Here is a 22,755-nt window from a genome sequence, read left to right on the forward strand (position 1 = left end):
TCCATTCCTAAATGACGGAATTCAAGTTTTTCAAGTGATTAGCATGGCTTTTATCTGATTTTCGGAAAGAACACTGCATCTAGTTTTAATTCTTTGTGATTAGCAGAAAGCTGCTTATGTATATGTAATAAAAATCAGTACTTTTGTGCGATTCAAAAAAAATTGACAGAAAAATCATTATAAGATGAAAATTTCATATTCCTGGTTAAAAGATTACATTAAACTGGAACAATCGCCCGAAGAGATTTGCGATATTTTAACACAAACCGGCTTGGAAGTTGGCGGTTTAGAAGAGGTTGAAACCGTAAAAGGTGGTTTGGCCGGATTGGTAATTGGCGAAGTGATAACCTGCGAGCAACACCCCAATTCCGATCATTTAAGCAAAACAACAGTAAATGTTGGCACCGATGAAGTGTTGCCAATTGTTTGCGGTGCGCCCAATGTTGCTGCCGGACAAAAAGTGGTTGTAGCTACCGTTGGAACTACACTTTATGATGGCGACCAGGAATTTAAAATTAAAAAATCGAAGATCCGCGGCGAAGTGTCGATGGGAATGATTTGTGCCGAAGATGAAATTGGTTTGGGACAAAGTCACGACGGGATTATGGTTTTGGATCCGCACGCCAAAGTGGGAACACCGGCCAAAGATTATTTTAATGTCGAATCGGATTGGGTTATTGAAATCGACCTTACTCCAAACCGTATCGACGGAGCTTCATTAATTGGAGCAGCACGCGATTTGGCCGCTTTCCTGAAAAAAACGCAGGACATTGAATATACAAAACCATCGGTTGAGGCTTTTAAAGTTGACAACAACGACCGTGTAATTCCGGTTGAGGTTGAAAACACCGAAGCATGTCCGCGTTATGCTGCGGTAACAATTTCAGGCATTGAAGTAAAAGAGTCGCCGGAATGGTTGCAGAACCGTTTAAAAATGATTGGCCTCACACCAATTAACAACGTGGTTGACATTACCAATTATGTGTTATTCGAAACTGCTCAGCCCTTGCACGCTTTCGATGCCGACGAAATTACCGGCGGAAAAGTGATCGTTAAAACCTTGCCTTCAAAAACGAAGTTCACTACGCTTGACGAAGTAGAACGCGAACTGGACGAGAACGACCTGATGATTTGCAACACCGAAGAAGCCATGTGTATTGGCGGTGTTTTCGGAGGAATGAAATCGGGTATAAAAGAAATAAGCACAAACGTGTTCCTGGAAAGTGCTTATTTCGATCCGGTTTATATTCGCAAAACTGCCCGTCGTCATGGGTTGAACACGGATGCATCGTTCCGTTTTGAGCGCGGCGTTGATCCGAACGGACAAATTTATGCGCTTAAACGTGCAGCATCATTGATTAAGGAAATTGCCGGAGGAACCATTTCTTCCGACATTATTGATATTTACCCGAATCCGATTGAAGATTTTAAAGTGAGTGTTTCGTTTGCAAACATCACACGTTTAATCGGTAAAGACTTGGGTGCCGATGCCGTAAAAAGCATTCTTAAATCGTTGGAAATTAAAATTGAAAGCGAAAACGAAACCGGTTTGGAACTGCTGGTTCCGGCTTACCGTGTTGATGTAAAACGCGAAGCGGATGTTATTGAAGAAATCCTGAGAATTTACGGCTACAACAACATTGAAATTCCTACGCAGGTAAAATCGTCGTTGCAAACGGCCGACAAACCAAATCCTGACAGCGTTAAAAACCTGGTGGCAGAAATGCTGACTTCGCAGGGATTTAACGAAATCTGGTCGAACTCGTTAACAAAATCGAGCTACTACGAAGGTTTGGAGCAGTACAAAGATGAGCAATCGGTAAAAATGCTGAATCCGCTGAGTGCCGACTTAAACGGAATGCGCCAAACCTTGTTATTCGGTGGCCTTGAATGTATTGCTTACAACGCCAACCGCCAGAATAAGAACCTGAAAATTTACGAATTCGGGAACACCTATTTTTATAAAGGAACGCAGTTAAAAGACCAGCCTGCCAATAATTACTGGGAAGAAAGTCATCTTGGACTGTTCGTAACAGGTAATAAAGAAGCTGAAAGCTGGACGATGAAAGAAGAAGCTGCATCGTTCTACGGCTTAAAATCATACGCTGAAAATATTCTGAAACGCCTCGGTTTATCTGCCGAAAACATGCAGGTTGACGATTGCGAGGATGAGTTATTCAGCGAAGCACTGGCCTACACCTACAACAATAAAGTTGTACTGAAATTGGGAATTGTTGCCGGAAAATGGCTGAAGAAATTCGAGATTGAAAATCCGGTTTATTACGCCGATTTCAACTGGGACAGTGTATTTAAAGCGCACAAACAACACAAAGTATTGTTTAACGAATTACCGAAATTCCCGGCTGTTCGTCGCGATTTGGCTTTGTTGCTTGATAAATCGGTTAAGTTTAGCCAGTTAAAAGAAGCTGCCTTTAAAATGGAACGCCAACTGTTGCGCGAAGTTGATTTGTTTGATGTTTACGAAGGCAAAGGAGTGCCTGAGGGCAAAAAGTCGTACGCCGTAAGTTTCATTTTGCGCGACGATAGCAAAACGCTAAAAGACAAGCAGATTGACAAAACCATGCAAAAGCTGATTATGGCTTTCCAACGGGATTTTGGTGCAGAATTACGCTAAAAGATAAGCACATAAGGTATAGCGAGGCTGTCGCAAAAGTATTATTGTTATTACAAAACGTCACCCTGAACTTGTTTCAGGGTCTATTTCTACAAATTAAGATTCTGAATCCGTCAGCTGACGGACAGAATGACGAAAAAAGTACTTTTGAGACAGCCTTAGTTTTTAATTTATACTATGCAAAACCACACAAAGGGAATCATTTACGCTGCAATAACAGCTTTCTTTTGGGGCTTTTTAGCCGTAGCCCTAAAAGTTGCCGTTCGCAAAGTCGATCCGGTTAGCGTGGTTTGGATTCGTTTTGTGGTGGCCTTTATTATGCTCTCCATCTGGCAGGCTTATAAAACTCCGGCATCCTTCAAAATTCTTATAAAACCACCCATTCTGCTGATACTTGCCGCACTGGCACTTTCATGGAACTACATGGGTTACATGCTGGGCATCCACCACACAACTCCCAGCAATGCACAACTTTTTATACAAACCGGGCCGCTTATTTTAGCCATTGCCGGCTTTCTTATTTTTAAAGAAAAACTGCTCCGAAACCAAATCATTGGATTTTCAATAGCCCTGTTCGGATTTTCATTTTTCTACCGCGACCAGTTACAGGCCTTTTTCGACAGTGCCGACACCTACCAGCTCGGAATTCTGCTCACCATTTCAGGAGCCCTCGCCTGGTCGGTTTATGCCATTTTGCAAAAGAAACTGGTTCGTACTTATTCCGTCGAAAGCCTAAACCTTTTGCTGTTCGGGCTACCATCACTTTTATACATTCCTTTTGTTGAATTTCGGCCGTTACTCGAACTAAGCTGGGCCTGGTGGTTACTACTGTTGTTTTTAGGCGCCAACACCTTTATTGCATACACCTGCCTCGGGAAAGCCCTTAAATACACCGAAGCCAACAAAGTAAGCATCATCATCATTTTAAACCCGATGATTACTTTTATTACCATGGGAATTTTAATCCGGCTTAATGTTTCATGGGTACAACACGAGCGGTTTTCGGCCATAACAATTGTTGGTGCTGCCCTGGTATTTCTTGGCGCTGTTCTGGTAGCCCGGAAAAATAAATCACGCTAAGTACTTTTCACTCCTTATCACTCCCCGCTTTAACATCATAATTAAATATGTTTCAAATCAGATTTCTGTAACTAATTTCCCCGTTTTCGTATATAATAACACATAATCGAGCTGTTACAACGCTTTACTTATTGCATTGGGATACAATTTTTAACAAGAACAGACATGAACTATAGATTGAATAGTATTCTGGCACACATCCCTCAGAACCAAGATGGAGAAAGCATTTTAAAACAAGCTTTGTATTTTACAAATGCATTAAACATGCGTATTTTTCTTCTCGATGTAATAAAAACCGGGCCGGCGATACTTCATAACCCAAAGTCGAAACGAAACAAAATACGTCATCAGGCAGCCCTCGAAAAGTTTACAAGGTTTGTAAAAAACAGCTTAGGCACTGCTATTCCTGATAACATAATTTTAAGAATTGGCTGGGGGAAAATCATCAACACACTAATTGCCGAATCGGAACGCGGTGGTTACGATTTTGTAATGATAGACAAAAGTAAACACGCCAACAACGAGCACCTGACACCAGCCGATATTAGTCGGTATGTGAGCAAATCGTATTGTCCGGTTCTTTCGGTGAACAAAGAATATCCGATAAATGAAATCAAAACGATCGTGGTGCCGATCGATATTTCGCAGCACACAAAAAAGAGGTTGTATTGGGCAACATTTTTTGCCAAACGACTTAAAGCAAAAGTGCACATTGTTTCAGCATTATACATAAATATTGAAGAGCGAAAAAGTTTAGCCTACAAAAATGCCGAGAAGATTAGAAAGATGCTCGAAAAGCGTGGACTGGAATGTGAAGTTAAGATTTTAAAGGTTCATGACAAGGAGACCCATACAGCTGTATTAGACTACATAGAGGAAGTAAACGCCGGAATGGTAATTATTCGTACACACCAGGAATCGCGATTCACCGGAAAAAAGATTGGCAAATTTGTTTCCGCTATCGTTCACGGGTGTAAAAAACCGGTTTTTACCGTTGGCGGCGTAACCCAAAAATATGATTTGGATGCTATTTAAAATCTACAAAACCATAATCGATGACTAACCGCATTGAAGAAATAACGCAAAAAATCTATAACGAAGGCATTATTAAAGCCAAAGACGATGCCGACCAACTGATTGCTGAAGCAAAAGAAAAAGCAGATGCCATTATTCGATCGGCAAAACGTACACAGGAAGAAATTATTCGCGAAGCACAAAAACAAGCCAGCGAAGACAAAAAAAGAACGGAAGCCGAATTACAATTGGCAACACGCCAGTTTATCAGCCATTTAAAGCAACAAATTACACAGCTTATCACCACTGCACAAATCAACTCTCCGGTTAACGAAGCCTTTAACGACAGCGATTTCATCAAAAAGATCATACTCGCATTAATTGAAAAATGGGATCCAAAGGCAGGAAAAAGCATCGATCTCCACCTGCTTCTTCCATCCGATGATCAAAAAGACTTGACTGCTTTCCTGCAAAAAAATGCAACCGAAGCCATGAATAAGGGAATTGAAATTTCAACAGATCCCAAATTAAAATCAGGTTTCAGAATAGGCCCGAAAGATGGCAGTTACCTCATCAGTTTCACCGCACAAGACTTTGCAAATTATTTTAAACAATACGTTACCGACGGAACAAAAAAATTACTGTTTGATGCCGTTGAAACAGCGTAAGAACCCGGAAAGCCACATCGCAGAAGCATGATTTAAGCCGCTTACGCCGGGCTTTAACTGATTTGAGGACCATTTAAAATTCGGTTATGCTGATAAAAAGAGAATATTATTGTTTGATTGCCGGACTTCCCGATTTGTTCTTCGATGAGAACAAAATACCTGTTACCAGTAGCGTTTTCAGGGAAGAACTGCAACACCAGCTAAGTACACCCGACTTTAAGCTGGTTGAATACCTCTTTTTACCTTTCGACAACCTCAACCTGATCAACGTTTTTTTCGCACAAAACAAGCCTTACTTCTACCCCGGCAACATTACAAAGCATGAATTGGAATTTCAGTTTTCGCCCGAGAATGAAGAAATTCAACTGCCTGAGTATATGAAAACATTTATTAACTGGATGAAAGGCATGGATAAAAAACAGGCCGATCCGGAAGCAAAAAATATACTTACAACATTATTTTTCGAACACACTCTTAACTGCCCAAATTCATTTCTGCAAAATTGGTTTCGTTTCGAGCTCAACCTGAAAAATGTTTTTACCGCTTTTAATTGCAGACAATACAACTACGAACCGGAAACACATCTGCTACAAGTTCAAGGAGAAGATGCTGTCTATTCTCTGCTTATCGAAAACAAACTAAAAGCCGATTATTTCGAAGAGCTGCTCCCCTACCACGATGAACTTTTTAAGATTGCCGAATCGGACAAGGAATGGATGGAAAAAGAAAAAGCAGTTGATAAAATAAAATGGGAATACCTTGATGAGCACACCTTCTTTCACTTTTTCACCATTGAAAAGGTGTTGGCTTTTACTATAAAACTTCTGCTAATTGAGCGATGGACGAAGCTGGATAAAGAAACGGGTAAAAAGTTGCTGAACAAACTCATTGACGAATTAAAAACAAATTATGAATTCCCTGCGGAGTTCAGTCTGACTAAATAGAACAATATGGCTACAACAGGAACAGTTGTCGGAATAATATCAAACCTGGTAGTGGTTAAAGTAAATGGCCCGGTATCGCAAAACGAAATCTGCTACATTAATCACCATGCTGTAAAATTAATGGCCGAAGTTATTCGTATCGGTTCCGAAAATGCCTATATCCAGGTTTTTGAGAGTACGCGCGGATTAAAAACCGGAACTCCGGTAGAATTCACAGGGCACATGCTGGAAGCGATTCTTGGCCCCGGAATTTTATCGAAAAATTTTGACGGTCTCCAACACGATCTCGATAAAATGGAAGGCGTTTTTCTGCAAAAAGGCGACTACACCCACCCGCTGGAAGTGGATAAAGACTGGCGTTTTAAGCCGCTTGCAAAAGTTGGCGACGAAGTGGAGGCCGGATCGTGGCTGGGAGAAGTTACCGAAAACTGGATCGCCCATAAAATTATGGTTCCCTTCACTTTTGAAGGCGAATTTAAGGTAAAGAAGATTGTAGCTGCCGGCGATTATAAAATCGAGGATACCATTGCTGTATTGGAAGACGAAGAAAGCAATGAGCACAAGGTTTCGATGATCCAAAAATGGCCGGTGAAAGTTCCGATAAAGACCTACAAAAACAAACCGCGCCCGGCAAAATTCCTCGAAACAGGAATCCGTGTAATCGACAGCTTTACTCCAATAGTTGAAGGTGGAACAGGTTTTATTCCCGGCCCTTTCGGAACAGGGAAAACCGTTCTGCAACACGCCCTGTCGAAACAAGCCGATGCCGACATGATTATTGTTGCAGCCTGTGGCGAGCGCGCCAACGAAGTGGTAGAAATTTTTGCTGAATTCCCCGAGCTGGACGATCCGCGCACCGGACGCAAACTTATGGAACGTACCACCATAATTGCCAATACTTCGAACATGCCGGTGGCAGCCCGCGAAGCATCGGTTTACACCGCCATGACCATTGCTGAGTATTACCGATCGATGGGATTGAAAATATTGTTGCTGGCCGACTCGACCTCGCGCTGGGCACAGGCTTTGCGCGAAATGTCGAACCGCATGGAAGAACTTCCCGGCCCCGATGCTTTCCCCATGGATTTGCCCGCTATTATATCTAACTTCTATTCGCGCGCCGGGTTTGTACATCTGAATAACGGAGAAACCGGTTCGGTAACTTTTATCGGTACCGTTTCGCCGGCCGGTGGTAACCTGAAAGAACCGGTTACCGAAGCCACAAAAAAAGCAGCGCGGTGTTTTTATGCCCTGTCGCAAAACCGCGCCGACAGCAAACGCTACCCCGCCATCGATGCAGTGGAGAGCTACTCGAAATACCTCGAATATCCGGAGTATATCGATTATGTTTCGAAGGCCATTTCTCCGAAATGGGTTGACAATATTTTGGATGCACGAAACATCCTTGTCAGGGGACGTGAAGCCTACGAACAAATAAATATTCTGGGCGACGATGGTGTTCCGGTAGAATACCATGAAATATTCTGGAAATCGGAGGTAATCGATTTTGTAATTCTGCAACAAGATGCTTTTGATAAAATCGATGCGTCAACGCCAATAAACCGCCAGCAATACATGCTCGAAAAAGTACTCAACATCAATAAAACCCTATTTAGTTTCGAGCATTTTGAGGAAGTAAACCCCTACTTCAAAAAAATAATAAACGTACTGAAACAGATGAATTACTCGGAGTTTGAATCAGAACAATTCAAAAAATTTGAAAAGGAACTGGAAGAAATACTAAACGAAAAAGCAGTTGTTGAAACCGAACAACCATAAATGCAAAGAGAATGGAAACTACAGCTTTTCAGAAAATACATACCAAAGTTGACCAGATAACAAAAGCAACCTGTTCGTTGTATGCCACAGGTGTTGGTAACGAAGAAATGGCACTGGTAAACGATCGTTTAGCCCAGGTGGTAAAAATTGAAGGCGACCTGGTAACGCTTCAGATTTTTTCGGGAACGGAAGGAATTCCTACCAACGCCGAAGTGGTATTTTTAGGCCATGCTCCGCAACTGGCAGTTAGCGACGAACTGGCCGGACGATTTTTTAATGCCTACGGGCAGCCAATTGACGGCGGCCCCGAAGTAGATGGTAAATTGGTAGAAATTGGTGGCCCTTCGGTAAATCCGGTTCGCCGAAAACAACCCTCGGAGTTAATCGCCACGGGAATTGCAGGAATCGACCTGAACAACACCTTGGTAACCGGTCAGAAAATTCCGTTTTTTGCCGATCCGGATCAGCCTTACAATCAGGTTATGGCAATGGTAGCTTTACGTGCAAAAGCCGATAAAATTATTTTGGGCGGCATGGGAATTACCAACGACGATTACCTGTTTTTTAAAAACCTGTTTGAAAATGCCGGTGCCATCGACCGCATTATCAGTTTTGTTAACACCACCGAAAATCCACCGGTTGAGCGTTTGCTGGTTCCCGATATGGCCCTTTCGGCTGCCGAATATTTTGCCGTTGAAAAGAATCAGAATGTACTGGTGCTGCTAACCGATATGACTTTGTATGCCGATGCGCTGAGTATCGTTTCGAACCGTATGGACCAAATCCCGTCGAAAGACAGTATGCCCGGTTCGTTATACAGCGATTTGGCCAAACTTTACGAAAAAGCGGTACAGTTCCCCGATGGCGGCTCGATAACAATTATTGCGGTTACCACACTTTCGGGCGGCGATATTACCCATGCCATTCCCGACAACACCGGATACATTACCGAAGGACAGCTTTTCCTGCGTAAAGAAACCGACATAGGAAAAGTTATCATCGATCCGTTCCGAAGTTTATCGCGCCTGAAACAACTGGTAATTGGCAAAAAAACACGCGAAGATCATCCGCAGGTAATGAATGCGGCCATCCGGTTATATGCCGATGCTGCCAATGCCAAAACCAAAATTGAAAACGGTTTCGACCTGACCGATTACGACAAACGCGCCATGAGTTTTGCCAAAGATTATGCAACCGAACTGCTGGCCATCGACATTAATATCGAAATTGATACGATGATTGATACCGCATGGAAACTATTCGATAAATATTTCTCGCACGCCGAAACAGGCATTAAAGCCGAGTTGGTTGAGAAATACGGAAAACAGATAAAATGAATGATTAAATGGAGTTGTTATGGAAAACCAATTAGTTACAATCCTTAGGATTTCGACACCTCAGCTGGGATCTTTTGTAAAAGATAAGCTGGAAGAAAAAGGGATTGAAGTATTTTTCACCAACGAGGGAATGACCCCGGGTGAGCGATACAATCCCGATGAAGTGCTCCTAAAAGTGAAGGCCCGGCAATCGGAAAAAGCTATTGCCCGGCTTTTGCAGCTACACAAAGAATACGACCTCGACAAAGTTAAAGATGATGTGAGCTTTACCAACCTTAGAAAAATTCTCCTTCCGGTAAAATTAAGCGAAGACTGCATCGATTTATGCAAATATGCCATTGGGCTGGCAATAAAACAAAATGCTGAGATCAAGATTTTATACGTTTATCCCGACCCGAATTTTAATGAACCCAGCCGCCATACCACCTCGTGGGAAAAATATGTTCGGATGGAGCTGAAAGAAGCCCATAGAAAGGCACAGCAAAAATTGGTTGACTTTAGCAGGGAGCTCAAAAAGCAAGTTCCTCCGGAACTTTTTAATGCCGTAAAATTGCACTATCGCATGTTAAAAGGCACTCCTGAAAACGTAATTACAGCATCGTGCAAACGCCACAATCCCGATATAATTTTAATGGGAACGCGTGCCACAAAACATGCCGACGGTGAATTCCTGGGAAAAACACTGATTAAGGTTATCGAGCAAACTCATCACTCAGTTTTGGCCGTTCCTTTCTCTGCAGTTTTCAAAGGGAAAGAAGAGGTAAACGTATTGTACTCAACAGATTTTTACGATTCTGATAATTCATCGCTGAACAAATTACTCAAGATACTGGAGCCAATCAAGAAAAAAATCTTCTGTGTTCATTTCGACATGCAAAATGATGAGCTACACCAGCAAAAAGTGAAGGAATTAAATGCGATGCTCGAAAGAGATTACAGCGCGTACCACATCAAGTGCGAGCTTTTCGAAAGTAAGAACTTACTTAAAGGTATTGAAGAATTTGTTGACAAAAAGAACATTGATATTATTTCGCTGTCGAAAATAAAACATTCCGGATTATACAAATTGTTTCACACCGACCTGGTGGCAACATTGGTGGCAAAAGCAAATATTCCGATTCTGGTTTTTCCGGTGTAAATCGTTAAAAACAAAAAATTGGCAATAAAATTTCAATATAACAAAACAGCCCTACACAACCTGAACAAACAACTGAAGATCAGGCTTAAGGCGCTGCCTACCTTAAAAAACAAGGAAGCCGCTCTTCGTTTGGAGGTAAAAAAGGCGAAAGACCGAACCGATGTTCTCGACCAACAATTAAAAATGAGAATTAGCGAACAGGAGCTTTCGGCAGGTTTGTGGAATGAGTTTATACCCGAATTAATTAGAATTGAAAACGTTAGCATTACGAGCAAAAAAATAGCAGGAATCGCTATTCCTGTTATAAAAGAAATTGTTTTTAAGGAGAAAGATTTCAGCCTGTTTTTAAAACCCGATTGGTTTCCGGCGGGTATTTCGTTTGTAAAAGAACTGGCCGGTATTGTTACCGAGCGCGAGTTTTACGCGCGTAAAGCGGCTTTGCTCGACAGGGCCAGAAAGAAAACCACGCAAAAGGTAAATCTCTACGAAAAAGTACAAATTCCGGGTTACGAAGATGCGATCCGGAAAATAAAACGTTTTCTGGAAGACGAGGAAAACCTTTCGAAATCGGCACAGAAGATTGTAAAAAAACGTCAGCAAAAACAGAAAGCAGCGACAGTATGATTGTTCCGATGTTAAAATATACGTTTCTGGTTTTTCACAGGGAATACGAAGATTTCCTGATTGAACTGAACAGATTGGGCCTTGTGCACATTGCTGAGCGCGACGTTGAGCTTTCGGAAGAAACCACAATAAAAATTGCCGCATTAAAAAAATACGAGCAAGCCATCAACTTTCTAGAGAAAAGGGAGAATGAAACAGCGGAAAAACCTGGCTTATATTCAGCCCCGGAAATTTTGGATGACCTGACCAAAAAACAAAAGGAGCTGGAAGAACTGGAAGGCCAGCTGGAATCGTTAACAAAAGCCGCCCAAAAAGCGTTACCATGGGGAAACTTTTCGCCGCAATTAATCGAACAGCTTAAAAATGAAAGAATTCACATCCATTTTTATAGTCTCTCAAAAAAGAAATACAACGAGCTGGAACAAAACAATTTGCCCATAGCAATTATTTCTGAAACAGGCAGCCAGGTGCTTTTTATGTACATCAAACGAAACGAAGAAGACATCGAATTGGATGCCGAAGAACTGCAATTACCACCACTTCCCTACGCTGCAATTCAAAAACAAATCAGTGAAACAGCGGAACAAATTAAAGCAATTAACGAAACTTTAGACAGCTACGCCAACAACTCCGTTTATTTGCTGGAAGAAGAAAAAACGACTCTGATTCGTTCGCTGGAATTCGACAAAGTAATACGAAACACCAATAAAGAGGCTGAAGACAAATTGATGGTTCTTGAAGGTTGGGTTCCGCACACTAAAACACCGGCGCTAAACCAATTTTTAAAAGAAAGTGATGCAGTTTATTTTTCGCGCCGAGCCAAACCCGACGATAAAATTCCGGTGTTGCTAAAAAACAATCGGTTCAGTAAATTATTTGAGCCTATCGGTTCCATGTTCTCGCTTCCCGATTATGCAGAACTTGATTTAACCGTATTTTTTGCGCCGTTTTTTATGCTGTTTTTTGGTTTCTGTCTGGGCGATGCCGGCTACGGATTACTGTTTGTAATTGGCGGTGGTTTGTACAAACTAAAAGCCAAACCGGAATTTAAACCGTATTTAAGCCTGATACAGTTTTTAGGTGTTGCTACCATTTTGTTCGGAGCAATTTCAGGAACTTTCTTTGGCATAAACCTTATTGAAACAAATTTCGCGTTAACCGATCAGGTTCGCCACCTCTTTTTAGATCCGAATAAGATGTTCAACCTCTCCTTGATTTTAGGTGGTATTCAAATCATTTTCGGACTGTTTATTAAAGCCACCAACCAAACCAAACAGTTCGGTTTTAGCTACGCCCTGGCAACTTATGGCTGGCTGATAATTCTTATCGGCAGCATTGCCTATGTGTTGCTTTCCGGTGCCGGAATCATTCCTAAAAACAAAAACATTTTATACGGAGTAATAGCGCTGGGCGGATTTTTTGTACTCTTTTTCAGCGATCCGGGCGTGAATATTTTTGCACGCCTTGGCAAAGGAGTTTGGGACGTGTATTCAACCGTTACAGGCATTTTTGGCGATTTGCTTTCGTACATCCGGTTGTTTGCTTTGGGCTTGTCGAGTGCCATTCTGGGCTTTGTTATTAACGATATTGGCTTACAAATATTAGGCTCGTCGAAGCTATTGGGCCCGGTATTTTTTGTGGTTTTCCTTTTGCTGGGACATACATTAAATATTCTTATTTCATCGCTTGGTTCGTTTGTACATCCCATGCGTTTAACCTTTGTGGAGTTTTACAAAAATGCCGGATTTAAAGGCGGTGGCGAAGAATATAAACCGTTTGGAAGGATTAAAGATGAATGATTAAGGATGAATTAAATAGAAATAAACTTTAAACAACTACGATTATGACAACTGCAGTTATTTTAGCCTATATAGGTTTAGCGATAATGCTTATTTTTTCGGGAATTGGAAGTGCTGTTGGTGTCTCGAAAGGAGGAAATGCCACGGTTGGCGCTTTGAAGAAGAAACCCGACAAATTTGGTAGTTACCTGCTATTGAGCGCCTTGCCCGGAACACAAGGATTATACGGTTTTGCCGGATTTTTCATCATTAACAGCCAGGGAATTATTACAGATGAAATGACCATGCTGCAAGGAGTGGCCATAATGGCCGCCGGTTTAACACTGGGTTTTGTTGGCTTTTTCTCGGCACTTAACCAGGGAAGTGTAACATCAAACGGAATTGCCGGCATTGGCTCGGGCCACGATATTTTTGGAAAAACAATGGTACTTGCCGTATTCCCTGAACTGTATGCCATTATTGCATTTGCCGCTACTTTTTTAATTAGTATGAGTTTGTAAAAACGGGGTAAAAAAACCATAAAAAAAGGGAACAACTTTTCAGTTATTCCCTTTTGTGGGAAGAGCAGGATTCGAACCTACGAAGGCTGAGCCAACAGATTTACAGTCTGCCCCGTTTGACCGCTTCGGTATCTTCCCAAAATATTTTAAATGAGCCGAATCTCAGATTCGAACTGAGGACCCCGAGATTACAAATCACGTGCTCTGGCCAACTGAGCTAATTCGGCATAATATTTTTTTGCCAAATTTTTATTTGAGACATCAAATACTTGCTCTGGTTCCGAAACTTTGTTGCGGTGGCCAATGCCGAAAATCTTTTGGATTTTCGAGCATCCTCGATAAACTATGAAATTAAAAATTTCTGGTTTATCGGGACTGAGCTAATTCAGCATAATATTTTTTAGCCAAATTTTTATTTGATACTTCAAATACTTGCTCTGGTTCCGAAACTTTGTTTCGGTGGCCAATGCCGAAAATCTTTTGGATTTTCGAGCATCCTCGATAAACAATGAAATTAAAAATTTCCGGTTTATCGGGACTGAGCTAATTCGGCATAATATTTTTTTGCCAAATTTTTATTTGAGACATCAAATACTTGCTCTGGTTCCGAAACTTTGTTGCGGTGGCCAATGCCGAAAATCTTTTGGATTTTCGAGCATCCTCGATAAACTATGAAATTAAAAATTTCTGGTTTATCGGGACTGAGCTAATTCGGCATTATTTCATTATTTTTTTAGAACGTTGTTGTTTTAAATCAGCATCTGCAAAAGATAGAAAACCATAAAAAAAGGGAACAACTTGTTTAGTTATTCCCTTAGTGGGAAGAGCAGGATTCGAACCTACGAAGGCTGAGCCAACAGATTTACAGTCTGCCCCGTTTGACCGCTTCGGTATCTTCCCAAAATATCTTTAAATGAGCCGAATCCCAGATTCGAACTGGGGACCCCGAGATTACAAATCACGTGCTCTGGCCAACTGAGCTAATTCGGCTTATTATTCCAATCTTTTGTTAGAACGTTGCTGTTTCAAATCAGCGGGTGCAAAGGAAAGAATTAATTTTTAATTCTGCAATACCTTTTTTAAACTTTTCACCACTTTTCTGAACGCTTTTTCTTTTCGAAAAAAGTGGGTAAGCTACCTGTGTCGCACCGCTACAACCGCCTACCCTTGCTGCCTTCCGACCCTGGGGGGATTCGGCGGGAGCTGGTCGCACAGGACTTACCCGGCGACAAAAGTAGAAAATTTTGTTCTTCCGCCAAACAAAATCGTTCAGTCACGTAATTTTAAACGTCGAATAAATACTTATCAGATTGAAAATGAAATACAACTGAATGAAAATTTTTAAGCATTTTTTTACGCCACACGGGGCAATCCCAACATTTTTAGAAATTATGTGAAAAAAGCGGGCCCAAAAACCGTTGTGTAACTATACATAGTTTTACGCAAATGCTACAAAAAATCATTTATATTTGTCAAACCTATAATTAAAACAAACATCATGGAACAAAAATCTTCTCCTTTACTTAAATCATCGTTAACCTATGGCCTTTACGCGGCTTTAATCTCCATTTTCCTTAATGTAGTTATTTGGGCCGGCGGTATTATGGAATCATTAGGAATTTTTGGGTCGTTAATTGTGGCGGTATTATCACTGATAATTTCTTTTGTTGTACTATTTGTATTTGCAAAAAATTACCGTAATAAAGAATTTGACGGTTACATTAGTTTTACCGAGGCTTTTAAGTTTGTTATGTTGGTAACCATTGTTTCAACTGTAATTCTGCTTATGTACAGCTATATTTTCCACAGTTTTATTGCTCCTGATTATATGGAGAACCTGATGGCCATCATGCAGCAAAAAACCCTGGAATTTATGGAAAGCCGTGGCGTTCCGGATGCAAGTATCGACCAGGCTATGGAACAATTTAAAGAAATTCCTACTATTGCTAAAACTTTGCGCCAGGCAGCCCTTACTGGTATAATTGGCGGTGGTATAATTTCGCTAATTGTTGCGGCAATTGTTAAAAAGAAAGTTGAAGATTCATATTAATAATATACAAAAGCGTTTTTAATGGATATTTCCGTAGTTATTCCCCTGTTTAACGAGGAAGAGTCGCTGCCCGAGTTGGCAGCGTGGATAAAGAAGGTGATGGACGGGAATAACTTCTCTTACGAAGTTATGATGATTGACGACGGCAGCCACGACAACTCGTGGGACGTAATCGAACATCTTCAGAAAGAAAATCCGTGTATAAAAGGAATTAAGTTCAGGCGTAATTACGGAAAGTCAGCCGCATTATATTGCGGTTTCGATGCTGTGCAAGGCGATGTGGTAATTACCATGGATGCCGATTTGCAGGACAGCCCCGATGAAATTCCGGAACTGTACCGGATGATTAAAGAAGACGGTTTCGATTTGGTTTCGGGCTGGAAGAAAAAACGTTTCGACCCGGTTCTTACGAAAAACCTGCCTAGTAAATTATACAACTGGACCGTTCGGCGAATGAGCGGCATTAAGTTGCACGACATGAACTGCGGCCTGAAAGCCTATCGTAAAAACGTTATAAAAAGCATTGAAGTTTACGGCGAAATGCACCGCTATATCCCGGTTCTGGCAAAATGGGCCGGCTACAAAAATATTGGCGAAAAAGTGGTGGTACATGCCGAGCGAAAATACGGAGTAACCAAGTTTGGGCTCGAACGTTTTGTTCGTGGCCCGCTTGATTTGCTTTCAGTAATGTTTATTTCGCGTTTTGTAAAACGCCCCATGCACTTTTTCGGTATTCTGGGTGCACTGATTTTTATTATTGGTTTTGCCTCTGCCGCCTACCTTGGCATTCAAAAAATTATTCAGCTAAACCACGGCATAACCGGACACTTAGTTACCGACAGCCCCTATTTTTATATTGCTTTAACATCGATGATAATCGGAGCTCAGTTTTTTCTGGCCGGATTCCTTGGCGAATTAGTATCGAGAAGTTCGAGCGACCGTAACAAATATCAGATTGATGTAAAAACATTTGAGTAAAGCATTTTTTATTTCATGGAGCAAAAAGATATCCGATTTCGTAAACAGCGCGACCTAGGCGTTGTAATTTCCGATTCATTTGATTTTTTAAAACAAGAAGCAAAGCCGATCTTTCGGATGATTGGCATTTATGTTTTGCCTTTTGTTATACTATATGCCGGAGCACAGGTTTATTTTCAGCGCAATGTGTTAAGTCAGTTCGACCTTACCAATCCGGAAAGTCTTATGGCCGATATTGGCCCTTTCTACCTGAACCTGTTTATGTTCGTGTTTTTTGGCCTTTTTGTGCAGTCGCTGCTGGTGGGCACCTACTACAGCTACCTTGAAGCCTACATAAAACACGGAAAAGGAAATTTTCAATTGACCGATATCAGTTCAAAATTTTTTGCGAACAGCCTTCTGGCACTCGGAGCCAACCTCATATTTGTAATCATTGTATTTTTTGGTGCTATGATGTGCCTTCTTCCCGGATTGTATTTTGCCAATACCTTCTCGTTGGTTGTTTTCATCCTTATTTTCGAAAAGAGAGGAATTAGTGATGCACTCAGTCGCTCGTGGAAACTGGTGAATTCAAGCTGGTGGAATACACTTTTGATTAATCTGGTTGCCATAATTATTGTGTATGCTGTTGGTATTGTATTATCTATTCCTTCGATGATCATGGGCGTTTCATCCTCGATTTTATCAACTGAAATTACCAATCCGGCTGATTATCCGAACTGGTATTGGGTATTAAACGCTATTTCATCGGTGATTACTACTGTTTTATTGGTTATTCCGTTTACATTTCAGGCGTTTCAGTATTTCAATCTTGCCGAGCGCAACGATCCAACAACGCCGCTTACTCCGCTGCAATAGTCACCGGTGCTAAGAACCGCTTAATTTGGTTTTTTTGATGAAACTCGAAATACTTTTTCGATGAAATTGTAACGTGTGGCATTTTGTATCGTCTTAGTTAAAAAGCAATTAACTTTTATAACGAACAAAAGCCATAAACAATGATCAAAACAAACAAGCTCTCAAAAGTTTTTCGAACCGATGAGATTGAAACCAGTGCGCTAAACGATGTTAACCTGCATGTAAAAAGCGGCGAATTTGTAGCCATAATGGGTCCTTCCGGCTGCGGCAAATCAACATTACTGAATATTATCGGGCTGCTCGACAATCCTTCATCAGGAAAGTATTTTTTCGACAATGAAGAAGTAGGTCAACTAAAAGAACGTAACCGAACCATGCTGCGAAAAGGAAACATCGGTTTTGTGTTCCAGAGTTTTAACCTGATTGACGAGTTAACCGTTTTTGAAAACGTTGAGCTTCCACTTATTTATTTAAAAATGAAAGCCAGCGAACGAAAAGAGCGTGTTGAGGAAGTGCTGGAGCGGATGAAAATCGGTCACCGCAAAAAACATTTTCCGCAACAACTATCCGGAGGTCAGCAGCAACGTGTGGCTATTGCCCGTGCAGTGGTAGCCAATCCTAAACTTATTCTGGCCGATGAGCCCACCGGAAACCTCGATTCGAAAAATGGACTGGAAGTGATGCAATTGCTCAGTGAACTTAACCAGGAAGGAACCACCATTGTAATGGTAACACACTCGCTTCGTGATTCGGAATACGCGCACCGCGTTATCAACCTTTTCGACGGAATGGTAATTACCCAGGAAGTAAAAAAGGAACTGAGAGAAATTATGCTTTAAGCGGTTACTATACAAAAAACACTGCTCAAATTCCCTGAAACCGGATTGAGCGCCACAAAAACCAAAAACAATTACTATGTCAGAATTTAAACGTAACCTCAGACTGGGATGGCGAAACATCCTGAAAAACAAATTCTTTTCGTTCTTAAACACTGGCGGTGTAGCCATCGGAATTGCCGTTACAACGCTTATCCTATTTTGGGTGGTTGACGAGCTCAGTTTCGATAAATTTAATGCCAATCTCGGACAGATGTACCAGGTTTACGAACACCAGGAGTTTTCCGACGGACAGGATCTGTACACCGGATGCACACCTTTTCCGTTGGCTAACGAATTAAAACAAACCTACCCTGAAATTGAAAACGCCACCACTTATACCAATCTCTACGGTTTGCCCGTAAAATACGAAACCACCGAATACAAGGACATAAGCCTCACGCTCGCCGACCAGGAGTTTATGAATATTTTCTCGTTCGATCTGATTGAAGGAGATCTAAATGCAATTCAGGCTCCCGACAAAATTTTGATCACTCCTAAAATTGCCCGGTTATTTTTTCCCAATGAATCGCCAATTGGCAAAATGCTAACGATTAACGGCACGTACAGCCTAACGGTTGGAGCGATTATCGACTATCCCAAAGATCATTCATCTACTCAGTTTGATATTTTGGCATCTATAAAGTTAGCCGAACAACTGGGTGCCGATCTCACACGCTGGGGAAATAACTGGCCTTTTACCTGTCTGCTGCTAACCAAAGACGCTGACGCCAATCAACTGGAAAGCAAACTGACCGGCTTTTTGCAGGAAAAAGGACAGGAAAGTACCTCCATTTACCTGTTTCCGTATGCCAAACGCCATTTGTATAATTTCTCAGGAGAAAATAACCGCATACAATACATTTACCAGTTTTTGGCCATTGCGCTCATAATAATACTTATTGCATCCATCAATTTTGTAAATTCTTCCACTGCCAGCTCCGAAACCCGCCGGCCCGAAGTTGGAATCCGCAAAGTATTGGGAGCTACAAAAGCCAATCTAACATCGCAGTTTTTCTACGAAAAGGGACTGATGATTGGCATTAGCATTATACTGGGCGCTAGTTTAGTACTGGTGTTTACACCTCTTTTTCGGCAATTGGCCGACAAACATATTTCCTTGTCGTTACTGGGTAATAAATACCTTATTTACATGCTGATTGCCACGATCCTGACCACACTCGTTTTATCGGTGGCCTACCCGTCGTTGTACATTTCGTCGTTTGCACCGGCGCGGGTATTAAAAAAAGCTGCCCGAAAAAGTGCCAACCGAATCAGTTTCAGAAGCTTGTTGGTGGTGGTTCAGTTTACATTGTCAATCATTCTGATTATTTGCACCATAGCAGTAAATTCACAACTCAAATTCATCAATAATTACGATTTGGGGTATAACCAGAACAACCTGGTTTACATTAATCTTGATGATGCGACAAAAACAAAACACGAAGCGCTTTCGGCATCACTAAAAAATATTAGCGGCGTTGAAAACCTTACAAAAGCGGATAAACTTCCGTTTTGGGGAGGCAACTCCTCGTGGGGTTACGACTGGCAAGGCAAAGACCCGGAAAACAAAGTACTGATTTGCGCTATGCGTGTTGACCGTGAGTATTTCGAAACACTGGGAATTCCAATGGCCGAAGGACAAAGTTTCTCTCCTTCCACCGAGTTACAGGAGGATGAAGAAAGAGAACTTGCAAACGAAGTAATCCTCAATCAGGAAGCCATTCGCCGAATGAAAATGACGGATCCTGTTCAGAAATACTTTGGCAGAAATGGTGGCGACAGAGCACGAATTGTGGGAGTGGCAAAAGATTTTCATTTCGAATCGTTACGATCAGGAATTGAGCCGATGGTAATGATCCCGTTAAACGATAATCCCAATGTTCTGATCATGCGAATAAGACCCGAAAATTTTAGCCAAACGCTTGCCGCAATAAAGGAAAACTGGAAAACAATTATTCCTGACTCCAACATTGAACTCGGCTTTTTTGATCAGCGACTGCAAGAGATGTACAACTCGGAACTCCGCATCTCCGGACTGTTCCAGTACTTTTCGTTTGTTGCCATATTTATTGCCTGCATAGGTTTGTTTGGTCTGTCGGTTTTTGCCATCGAACGAAAGCGAAAAGAAATCGGCATTCGCAAAGTAAACGGATCAAAAGTTTCGCAAATTCTGGCCATGCTGAACAAAGACTTTATCAAATGGGTACTAATTTCGTTTGTAATTGCATCGCCACTGGCATGGTATGTAATGAGCAGCTGGCTGCAAAATTTTGCCTACCAAACCGAACTGCATTGGTGGATTTTTGCACTGGCCGGAATTCTGACCATTGCCATTGCATTGCTTACCGTTTCGGTGCAAAGTTATAAAGCTGCCACGCGTAATCCGGTTGAAGCACTTCGACACGAGTAACAAGAAGTGCAAAGATACTGACAAACAACGTTTCGAAAGTATCGAAGTACTCAGCAATGAGTGACGAAATCCCGATGCTTTGATCGGGATTGAGGCTTTGCGTTACGAACGTTCTTCGAATAAATAATACTTCAGGGATTTCTTGGCACTGCTTTGAAATCCCTTTTCTTTTGAAGACTTATTTTCTTGAAGTTTCTCACGAGTTATACCAGTTGAAAAACTTTTTTTTTAATTAATCCATATCCTATTAATCATTTTTGACTTTAAACGGTTTAATTGGGTAGATTTGCACCACAATTTTTAAGATGCGCAAAACCCAACAAAAAAAAGGAACCGAAGGAAAACAGCGGGCAGGCCTGTTTCAGGTGCTGGGACCATACAAAGCATTGGTAACCGCATTAATAATAATGGCACTGGCCGGTAGCGGGATTAACCTGCTTATTCCGCGAATAATTGCACGCGGAATCGACTCATTTACAGCTAACCAGTTTGATGCAAAAACGGTTATAACCGAATTTATTCTGGCGGCATCAGGCATATTTATTTTTACTTTTCTTCAGGGAGTGGTGCAAACATTAGCTGCCGAAAAAGTTGCCAAAGACCTGCGTAATAAACTGTCGGACAAGATTTCAAAACAGAGTTATTCGTTTATTTTAAAAGCTAATCCATCGAAATTATTAACCAACCTGACTTCCGATATGGATTCGGTAAAAATGTTTGTATCGCAGGCATTTGTTTCCATCATCTCGTCGTTGTTTATCATTGTAGGGGTTGCTGTTTTACTTATTTCTATCAACTGGAAACTGGCGCTGGCAGTGCTCACCATCGTACCAATTTTGTCGGTGGCCTTTTATCTTGTATTCAAAAAAGTAAAAGTGCTTTTTAAGCTTAGCCGCGAAGTTATCGATGCCCTCAACCGGGTAATAAACGAAAGTATTCTGGGCTCGGCACTTATTCGGGTTCTGAACTCGCAACAGCCCGAAATTCTCAAGTTTGCAGAAAAAAATGTGGAATCGCGCGATTTGGGGCTTGCCATTGTTCGCCTGTTTTCGGTGCTCATTCCCATTGTAACATTTGTTGCCAACTTTGCCATTGTTATCATTCTGGCGCTTGGCGGGCATTATGTGGTTTTAGGAACACTCACGCTGGGTAATTTTGCAGCATTCAACAGTTACGTTATGATGCTGATTTTCCCGATTATGATGATCGGTTTTATGAGCAATATTATCGCCTCGGCAACGGCTTCTTACGGCCGGATCAGGCAGGTTTTGGATGCTCCGCCACCGGTTGATGAGGGAACAGTTGAAACAGCTATCACCGGCAATATAAAACTGCAGAATATTTCGCTGAGTTTTGACAAAAAACCAGTGCTGAAAAATATTTCGTTCGATATAAAAGCCGGAAGCAAAACGGCGATTATCGGGCCAACAGCAGCCGGAAAAAGTCAGTTACTTTATTTGCTTACCAATCTAATTTCGCCCGATTCAGGATCGATCACCATTGACAATATTCCGGTTAAAGATTATTCCACCGAAGTTTTAAACCGGCAACTTGGTTTTGTTTTTCAGGATAATGTGATTTTTAACATGAGCCTGCACGAAAATATCGCGTTTAACGACCAGGTTTCGGATGAAGATTTAAACAAAGCCATTGCCACTGCTGAACTGGCTGATTTTATAAAAACCTTACCCGACGGCTTAAACACCATTGTTTCGGAGCGCGGAACCAGTCTTTCGGGTGGGCAAAAACAGCGAATTATGCTGGCGCGTGCACTGGCTTTAAATCCAAAAATACTTTTGCTCGACGATTTTACTTCGCGGGTTGACCGTAAAACCGAAGATAAAATCCTGGCTAATATTCATCAGAATTACCCAGAGCTTACGCTGCTCTCCATTACACAAAAAATAGCTCCGGTTACCGGATTCGACCAAATCATTCTTCTTATGGAAGGCGAAGTGGTAGCAAGTGGTAACCACGAAAGGTTGAAAGAACATTCGCCCGAATACATTCAGATTTATAACTCACAAAAAAGTACCAGCCACTATGAAACGAGCATGTAATAC

At 41.5% G+C, this 22,755-nt stretch carries 17 protein-coding genes, 4 tRNA genes and 1 other RNA gene; 17 read left to right on the forward strand and 5 right to left on the reverse strand.

The window, feature by feature from the left end; translation table 11 throughout:
* The first annotated feature begins 184 nt into the window (after positions 1-184).
* The 11 genes from pheT (at position 185) to BMW53_RS13040 (ending at position 13,518) form a co-directional block, all read left to right on the forward strand.
* Positions 185-2,635, forward strand: coding sequence for a phenylalanine--tRNA ligase subunit beta (pheT, locus tag BMW53_RS12990; RefSeq protein WP_038560812.1), 2,451 nt, complete (start codon positions 185-187; stop codon positions 2,633-2,635).
* A 177-nt stretch (positions 2,636-2,812) separates the two neighbouring features.
* Positions 2,813-3,715: a DMT family transporter gene (locus BMW53_RS12995; RefSeq protein ID WP_038560810.1), complete on the forward strand. Its 903-nt coding sequence runs from the start codon at positions 2,813-2,815 to the stop codon at positions 3,713-3,715.
* Positions 3,716-3,880: 165 nt separating this feature from the next.
* Positions 3,881-4,750: a universal stress protein gene (locus tag BMW53_RS13000; RefSeq protein WP_038560808.1), complete on the forward strand. Its 870-nt coding sequence runs from the start codon at positions 3,881-3,883 to the stop codon at positions 4,748-4,750.
* Positions 4,751-4,770: 20 nt separating this feature from the next.
* Complete coding sequence (locus tag BMW53_RS13005; protein WP_038560795.1) at positions 4,771-5,397, forward strand: hypothetical protein; 627 nt, start codon at positions 4,771-4,773, stop codon at positions 5,395-5,397.
* An 86-nt stretch (positions 5,398-5,483) separates the two neighbouring features.
* Positions 5,484-6,341 (forward strand): DUF2764 family protein, encoded by an 858-nt coding sequence (locus BMW53_RS13010; RefSeq protein WP_038560792.1) that lies wholly within the window; start codon positions 5,484-5,486, stop codon positions 6,339-6,341.
* Positions 6,342-6,347: 6 nt separating this feature from the next.
* Entirely contained in the window at positions 6,348-8,120 is a 1,773-nt protein-coding gene (locus BMW53_RS13015; protein WP_038560789.1) for a V-type ATP synthase subunit A, read from the forward strand.
* Positions 8,121-8,131: 11 nt separating this feature from the next.
* Complete coding sequence (locus BMW53_RS13020; RefSeq protein ID WP_038560786.1) at positions 8,132-9,457, forward strand: V-type ATP synthase subunit B; 1,326 nt, start codon at positions 8,132-8,134, stop codon at positions 9,455-9,457.
* 19 nt (positions 9,458-9,476) lie between these two features.
* Positions 9,477-10,595, forward strand: a complete 1,119-nt coding sequence (locus tag BMW53_RS13025) for a universal stress protein (RefSeq protein ID WP_038560784.1) — start codon at positions 9,477-9,479, stop codon at positions 10,593-10,595.
* Between the two features lie 18 nt (positions 10,596-10,613).
* On the forward strand, positions 10,614-11,219 hold the full coding sequence (locus BMW53_RS13030) for a V-type ATP synthase subunit D (protein WP_038560781.1): 606 nt from the start codon (positions 10,614-10,616) through the stop codon (positions 11,217-11,219).
* Complete coding sequence (locus BMW53_RS13035) at positions 11,216-13,018, forward strand: V-type ATP synthase subunit I (protein WP_038560778.1); 1,803 nt, start codon at positions 11,216-11,218, stop codon at positions 13,016-13,018. The genes BMW53_RS13030 and BMW53_RS13035 overlap by 4 nt, the downstream gene beginning before the upstream one ends.
* Before the next feature lie 44 nt (positions 13,019-13,062).
* Entirely contained in the window at positions 13,063-13,518 is a 456-nt protein-coding gene (locus BMW53_RS13040) for an ATP synthase subunit C-like protein (protein ID WP_038560775.1), read from the forward strand.
* Between the two features lie 56 nt (positions 13,519-13,574).
* Here the strand turns inward: BMW53_RS13040 and BMW53_RS13045 are convergent.
* The 5 genes from BMW53_RS13045 to ffs form a co-directional block, all read right to left on the reverse strand.
* Positions 13,575-13,656 (reverse strand) — tRNA-Tyr (locus BMW53_RS13045).
* Positions 13,657-13,671: 15 nt separating this feature from the next.
* Positions 13,672-13,745 (reverse strand) — tRNA-Thr (locus tag BMW53_RS13050).
* A gap of 591 nt (positions 13,746-14,336) precedes the next feature.
* Positions 14,337-14,418 (reverse strand) — tRNA-Tyr (locus tag BMW53_RS13060).
* A gap of 16 nt (positions 14,419-14,434) precedes the next feature.
* Positions 14,435-14,508, reverse strand: a tRNA-Thr gene (locus BMW53_RS13065).
* Positions 14,509-14,642: 134 nt separating this feature from the next.
* Positions 14,643-14,742, reverse strand: an RNA gene (ffs, locus tag BMW53_RS13070) — signal recognition particle sRNA small type.
* Between the two features lie 274 nt (positions 14,743-15,016).
* On the opposite strand from ffs, the gene BMW53_RS13075 reads away from it, so the two are divergent.
* The 6 genes from BMW53_RS13075 to BMW53_RS13100 all read left to right on the forward strand — a co-directional run bounded on the left by BMW53_RS13075 (position 15,017) and on the right by BMW53_RS13100 (position 22,752).
* Positions 15,017-15,568 (forward strand): DUF4199 domain-containing protein, encoded by a 552-nt coding sequence (locus BMW53_RS13075; RefSeq protein WP_038560768.1) that lies wholly within the window; start codon positions 15,017-15,019, stop codon positions 15,566-15,568.
* A gap of 21 nt (positions 15,569-15,589) precedes the next feature.
* The gene (locus tag BMW53_RS13080) at positions 15,590-16,546 is read left to right on the forward strand and encodes a glycosyltransferase family 2 protein (protein WP_074780753.1); all 957 of its coding nucleotides are present in this window, start codon (positions 15,590-15,592) and stop codon (positions 16,544-16,546) included.
* Positions 16,547-16,663: 117 nt separating this feature from the next.
* Complete coding sequence (locus BMW53_RS13085; RefSeq protein WP_139178152.1) at positions 16,664-17,404, forward strand: DUF7847 domain-containing protein; 741 nt, start codon at positions 16,664-16,666, stop codon at positions 17,402-17,404.
* A 140-nt stretch (positions 17,405-17,544) separates the two neighbouring features.
* Positions 17,545-18,243: an ABC transporter ATP-binding protein gene (locus tag BMW53_RS13090; RefSeq protein ID WP_038560762.1), complete on the forward strand. Its 699-nt coding sequence runs from the start codon at positions 17,545-17,547 to the stop codon at positions 18,241-18,243.
* A gap of 76 nt (positions 18,244-18,319) precedes the next feature.
* Complete coding sequence (locus BMW53_RS13095; RefSeq protein ID WP_038560759.1) at positions 18,320-20,692, forward strand: ABC transporter permease; 2,373 nt, start codon at positions 18,320-18,322, stop codon at positions 20,690-20,692.
* Positions 20,693-20,997: 305 nt separating this feature from the next.
* The gene (locus BMW53_RS13100) at positions 20,998-22,752 is read left to right on the forward strand and encodes an ABC transporter ATP-binding protein (RefSeq protein ID WP_038560756.1); all 1,755 of its coding nucleotides are present in this window, start codon (positions 20,998-21,000) and stop codon (positions 22,750-22,752) included.
* The last annotated feature ends 3 nt before the right edge of the window (positions 22,753-22,755 follow it).

The sequence above is a fragment of the Draconibacterium orientale genome (assembly GCF_900111425.1).
Classification (GTDB): Bacteria; Bacteroidota; Bacteroidia; order Bacteroidales; family Prolixibacteraceae; genus Draconibacterium; species Draconibacterium orientale.

Excerpts from the sequence above, each read along its gene's own strand:
- pheT (WP_038560812.1), top strand. The coding sequence starts at position 185 with ATGAAAATTTCATATTCCTGGTTAAAAGATTACATTAAACTGGAACAA.
- BMW53_RS12995 (WP_038560810.1), top strand. The coding sequence starts at position 2,813 with ATGCAAAACCACACAAAGGGAATCATTTACGCTGCAATAACAGCTTTC.
- BMW53_RS13000 (WP_038560808.1), top strand. The coding sequence starts at position 3,881 with ATGAACTATAGATTGAATAGTATTCTGGCACACATCCCTCAGAACCAA.
- BMW53_RS13005 (WP_038560795.1), top strand. The coding sequence starts at position 4,771 with ATGACTAACCGCATTGAAGAAATAACGCAAAAAATCTATAACGAAGGC.
- BMW53_RS13010 (WP_038560792.1), top strand. The coding sequence starts at position 5,484 with ATGCTGATAAAAAGAGAATATTATTGTTTGATTGCCGGACTTCCCGAT.
- BMW53_RS13015 (WP_038560789.1), top strand. The coding sequence starts at position 6,348 with ATGGCTACAACAGGAACAGTTGTCGGAATAATATCAAACCTGGTAGTG.
- BMW53_RS13020 (WP_038560786.1), top strand. The coding sequence starts at position 8,132 with ATGGAAACTACAGCTTTTCAGAAAATACATACCAAAGTTGACCAGATA.
- BMW53_RS13025 (WP_038560784.1), top strand. The coding sequence starts at position 9,477 with ATGGAAAACCAATTAGTTACAATCCTTAGGATTTCGACACCTCAGCTG.
- BMW53_RS13035 (WP_038560778.1), top strand. The coding sequence starts at position 11,216 with ATGATTGTTCCGATGTTAAAATATACGTTTCTGGTTTTTCACAGGGAA.
- BMW53_RS13040 (WP_038560775.1), top strand. The coding sequence starts at position 13,063 with ATGACAACTGCAGTTATTTTAGCCTATATAGGTTTAGCGATAATGCTT.
- BMW53_RS13075 (WP_038560768.1), top strand. The coding sequence starts at position 15,017 with ATGGAACAAAAATCTTCTCCTTTACTTAAATCATCGTTAACCTATGGC.
- BMW53_RS13080 (WP_074780753.1), top strand. The coding sequence starts at position 15,590 with ATGGATATTTCCGTAGTTATTCCCCTGTTTAACGAGGAAGAGTCGCTG.
- BMW53_RS13085 (WP_139178152.1), top strand. The coding sequence starts at position 16,664 with ATGATTGGCATTTATGTTTTGCCTTTTGTTATACTATATGCCGGAGCA.
- BMW53_RS13090 (WP_038560762.1), top strand. The coding sequence starts at position 17,545 with ATGATCAAAACAAACAAGCTCTCAAAAGTTTTTCGAACCGATGAGATT.
- BMW53_RS13095 (WP_038560759.1), top strand. The coding sequence starts at position 18,320 with ATGTCAGAATTTAAACGTAACCTCAGACTGGGATGGCGAAACATCCTG.
- BMW53_RS13100 (WP_038560756.1), top strand. The coding sequence starts at position 20,998 with ATGCGCAAAACCCAACAAAAAAAAGGAACCGAAGGAAAACAGCGGGCA.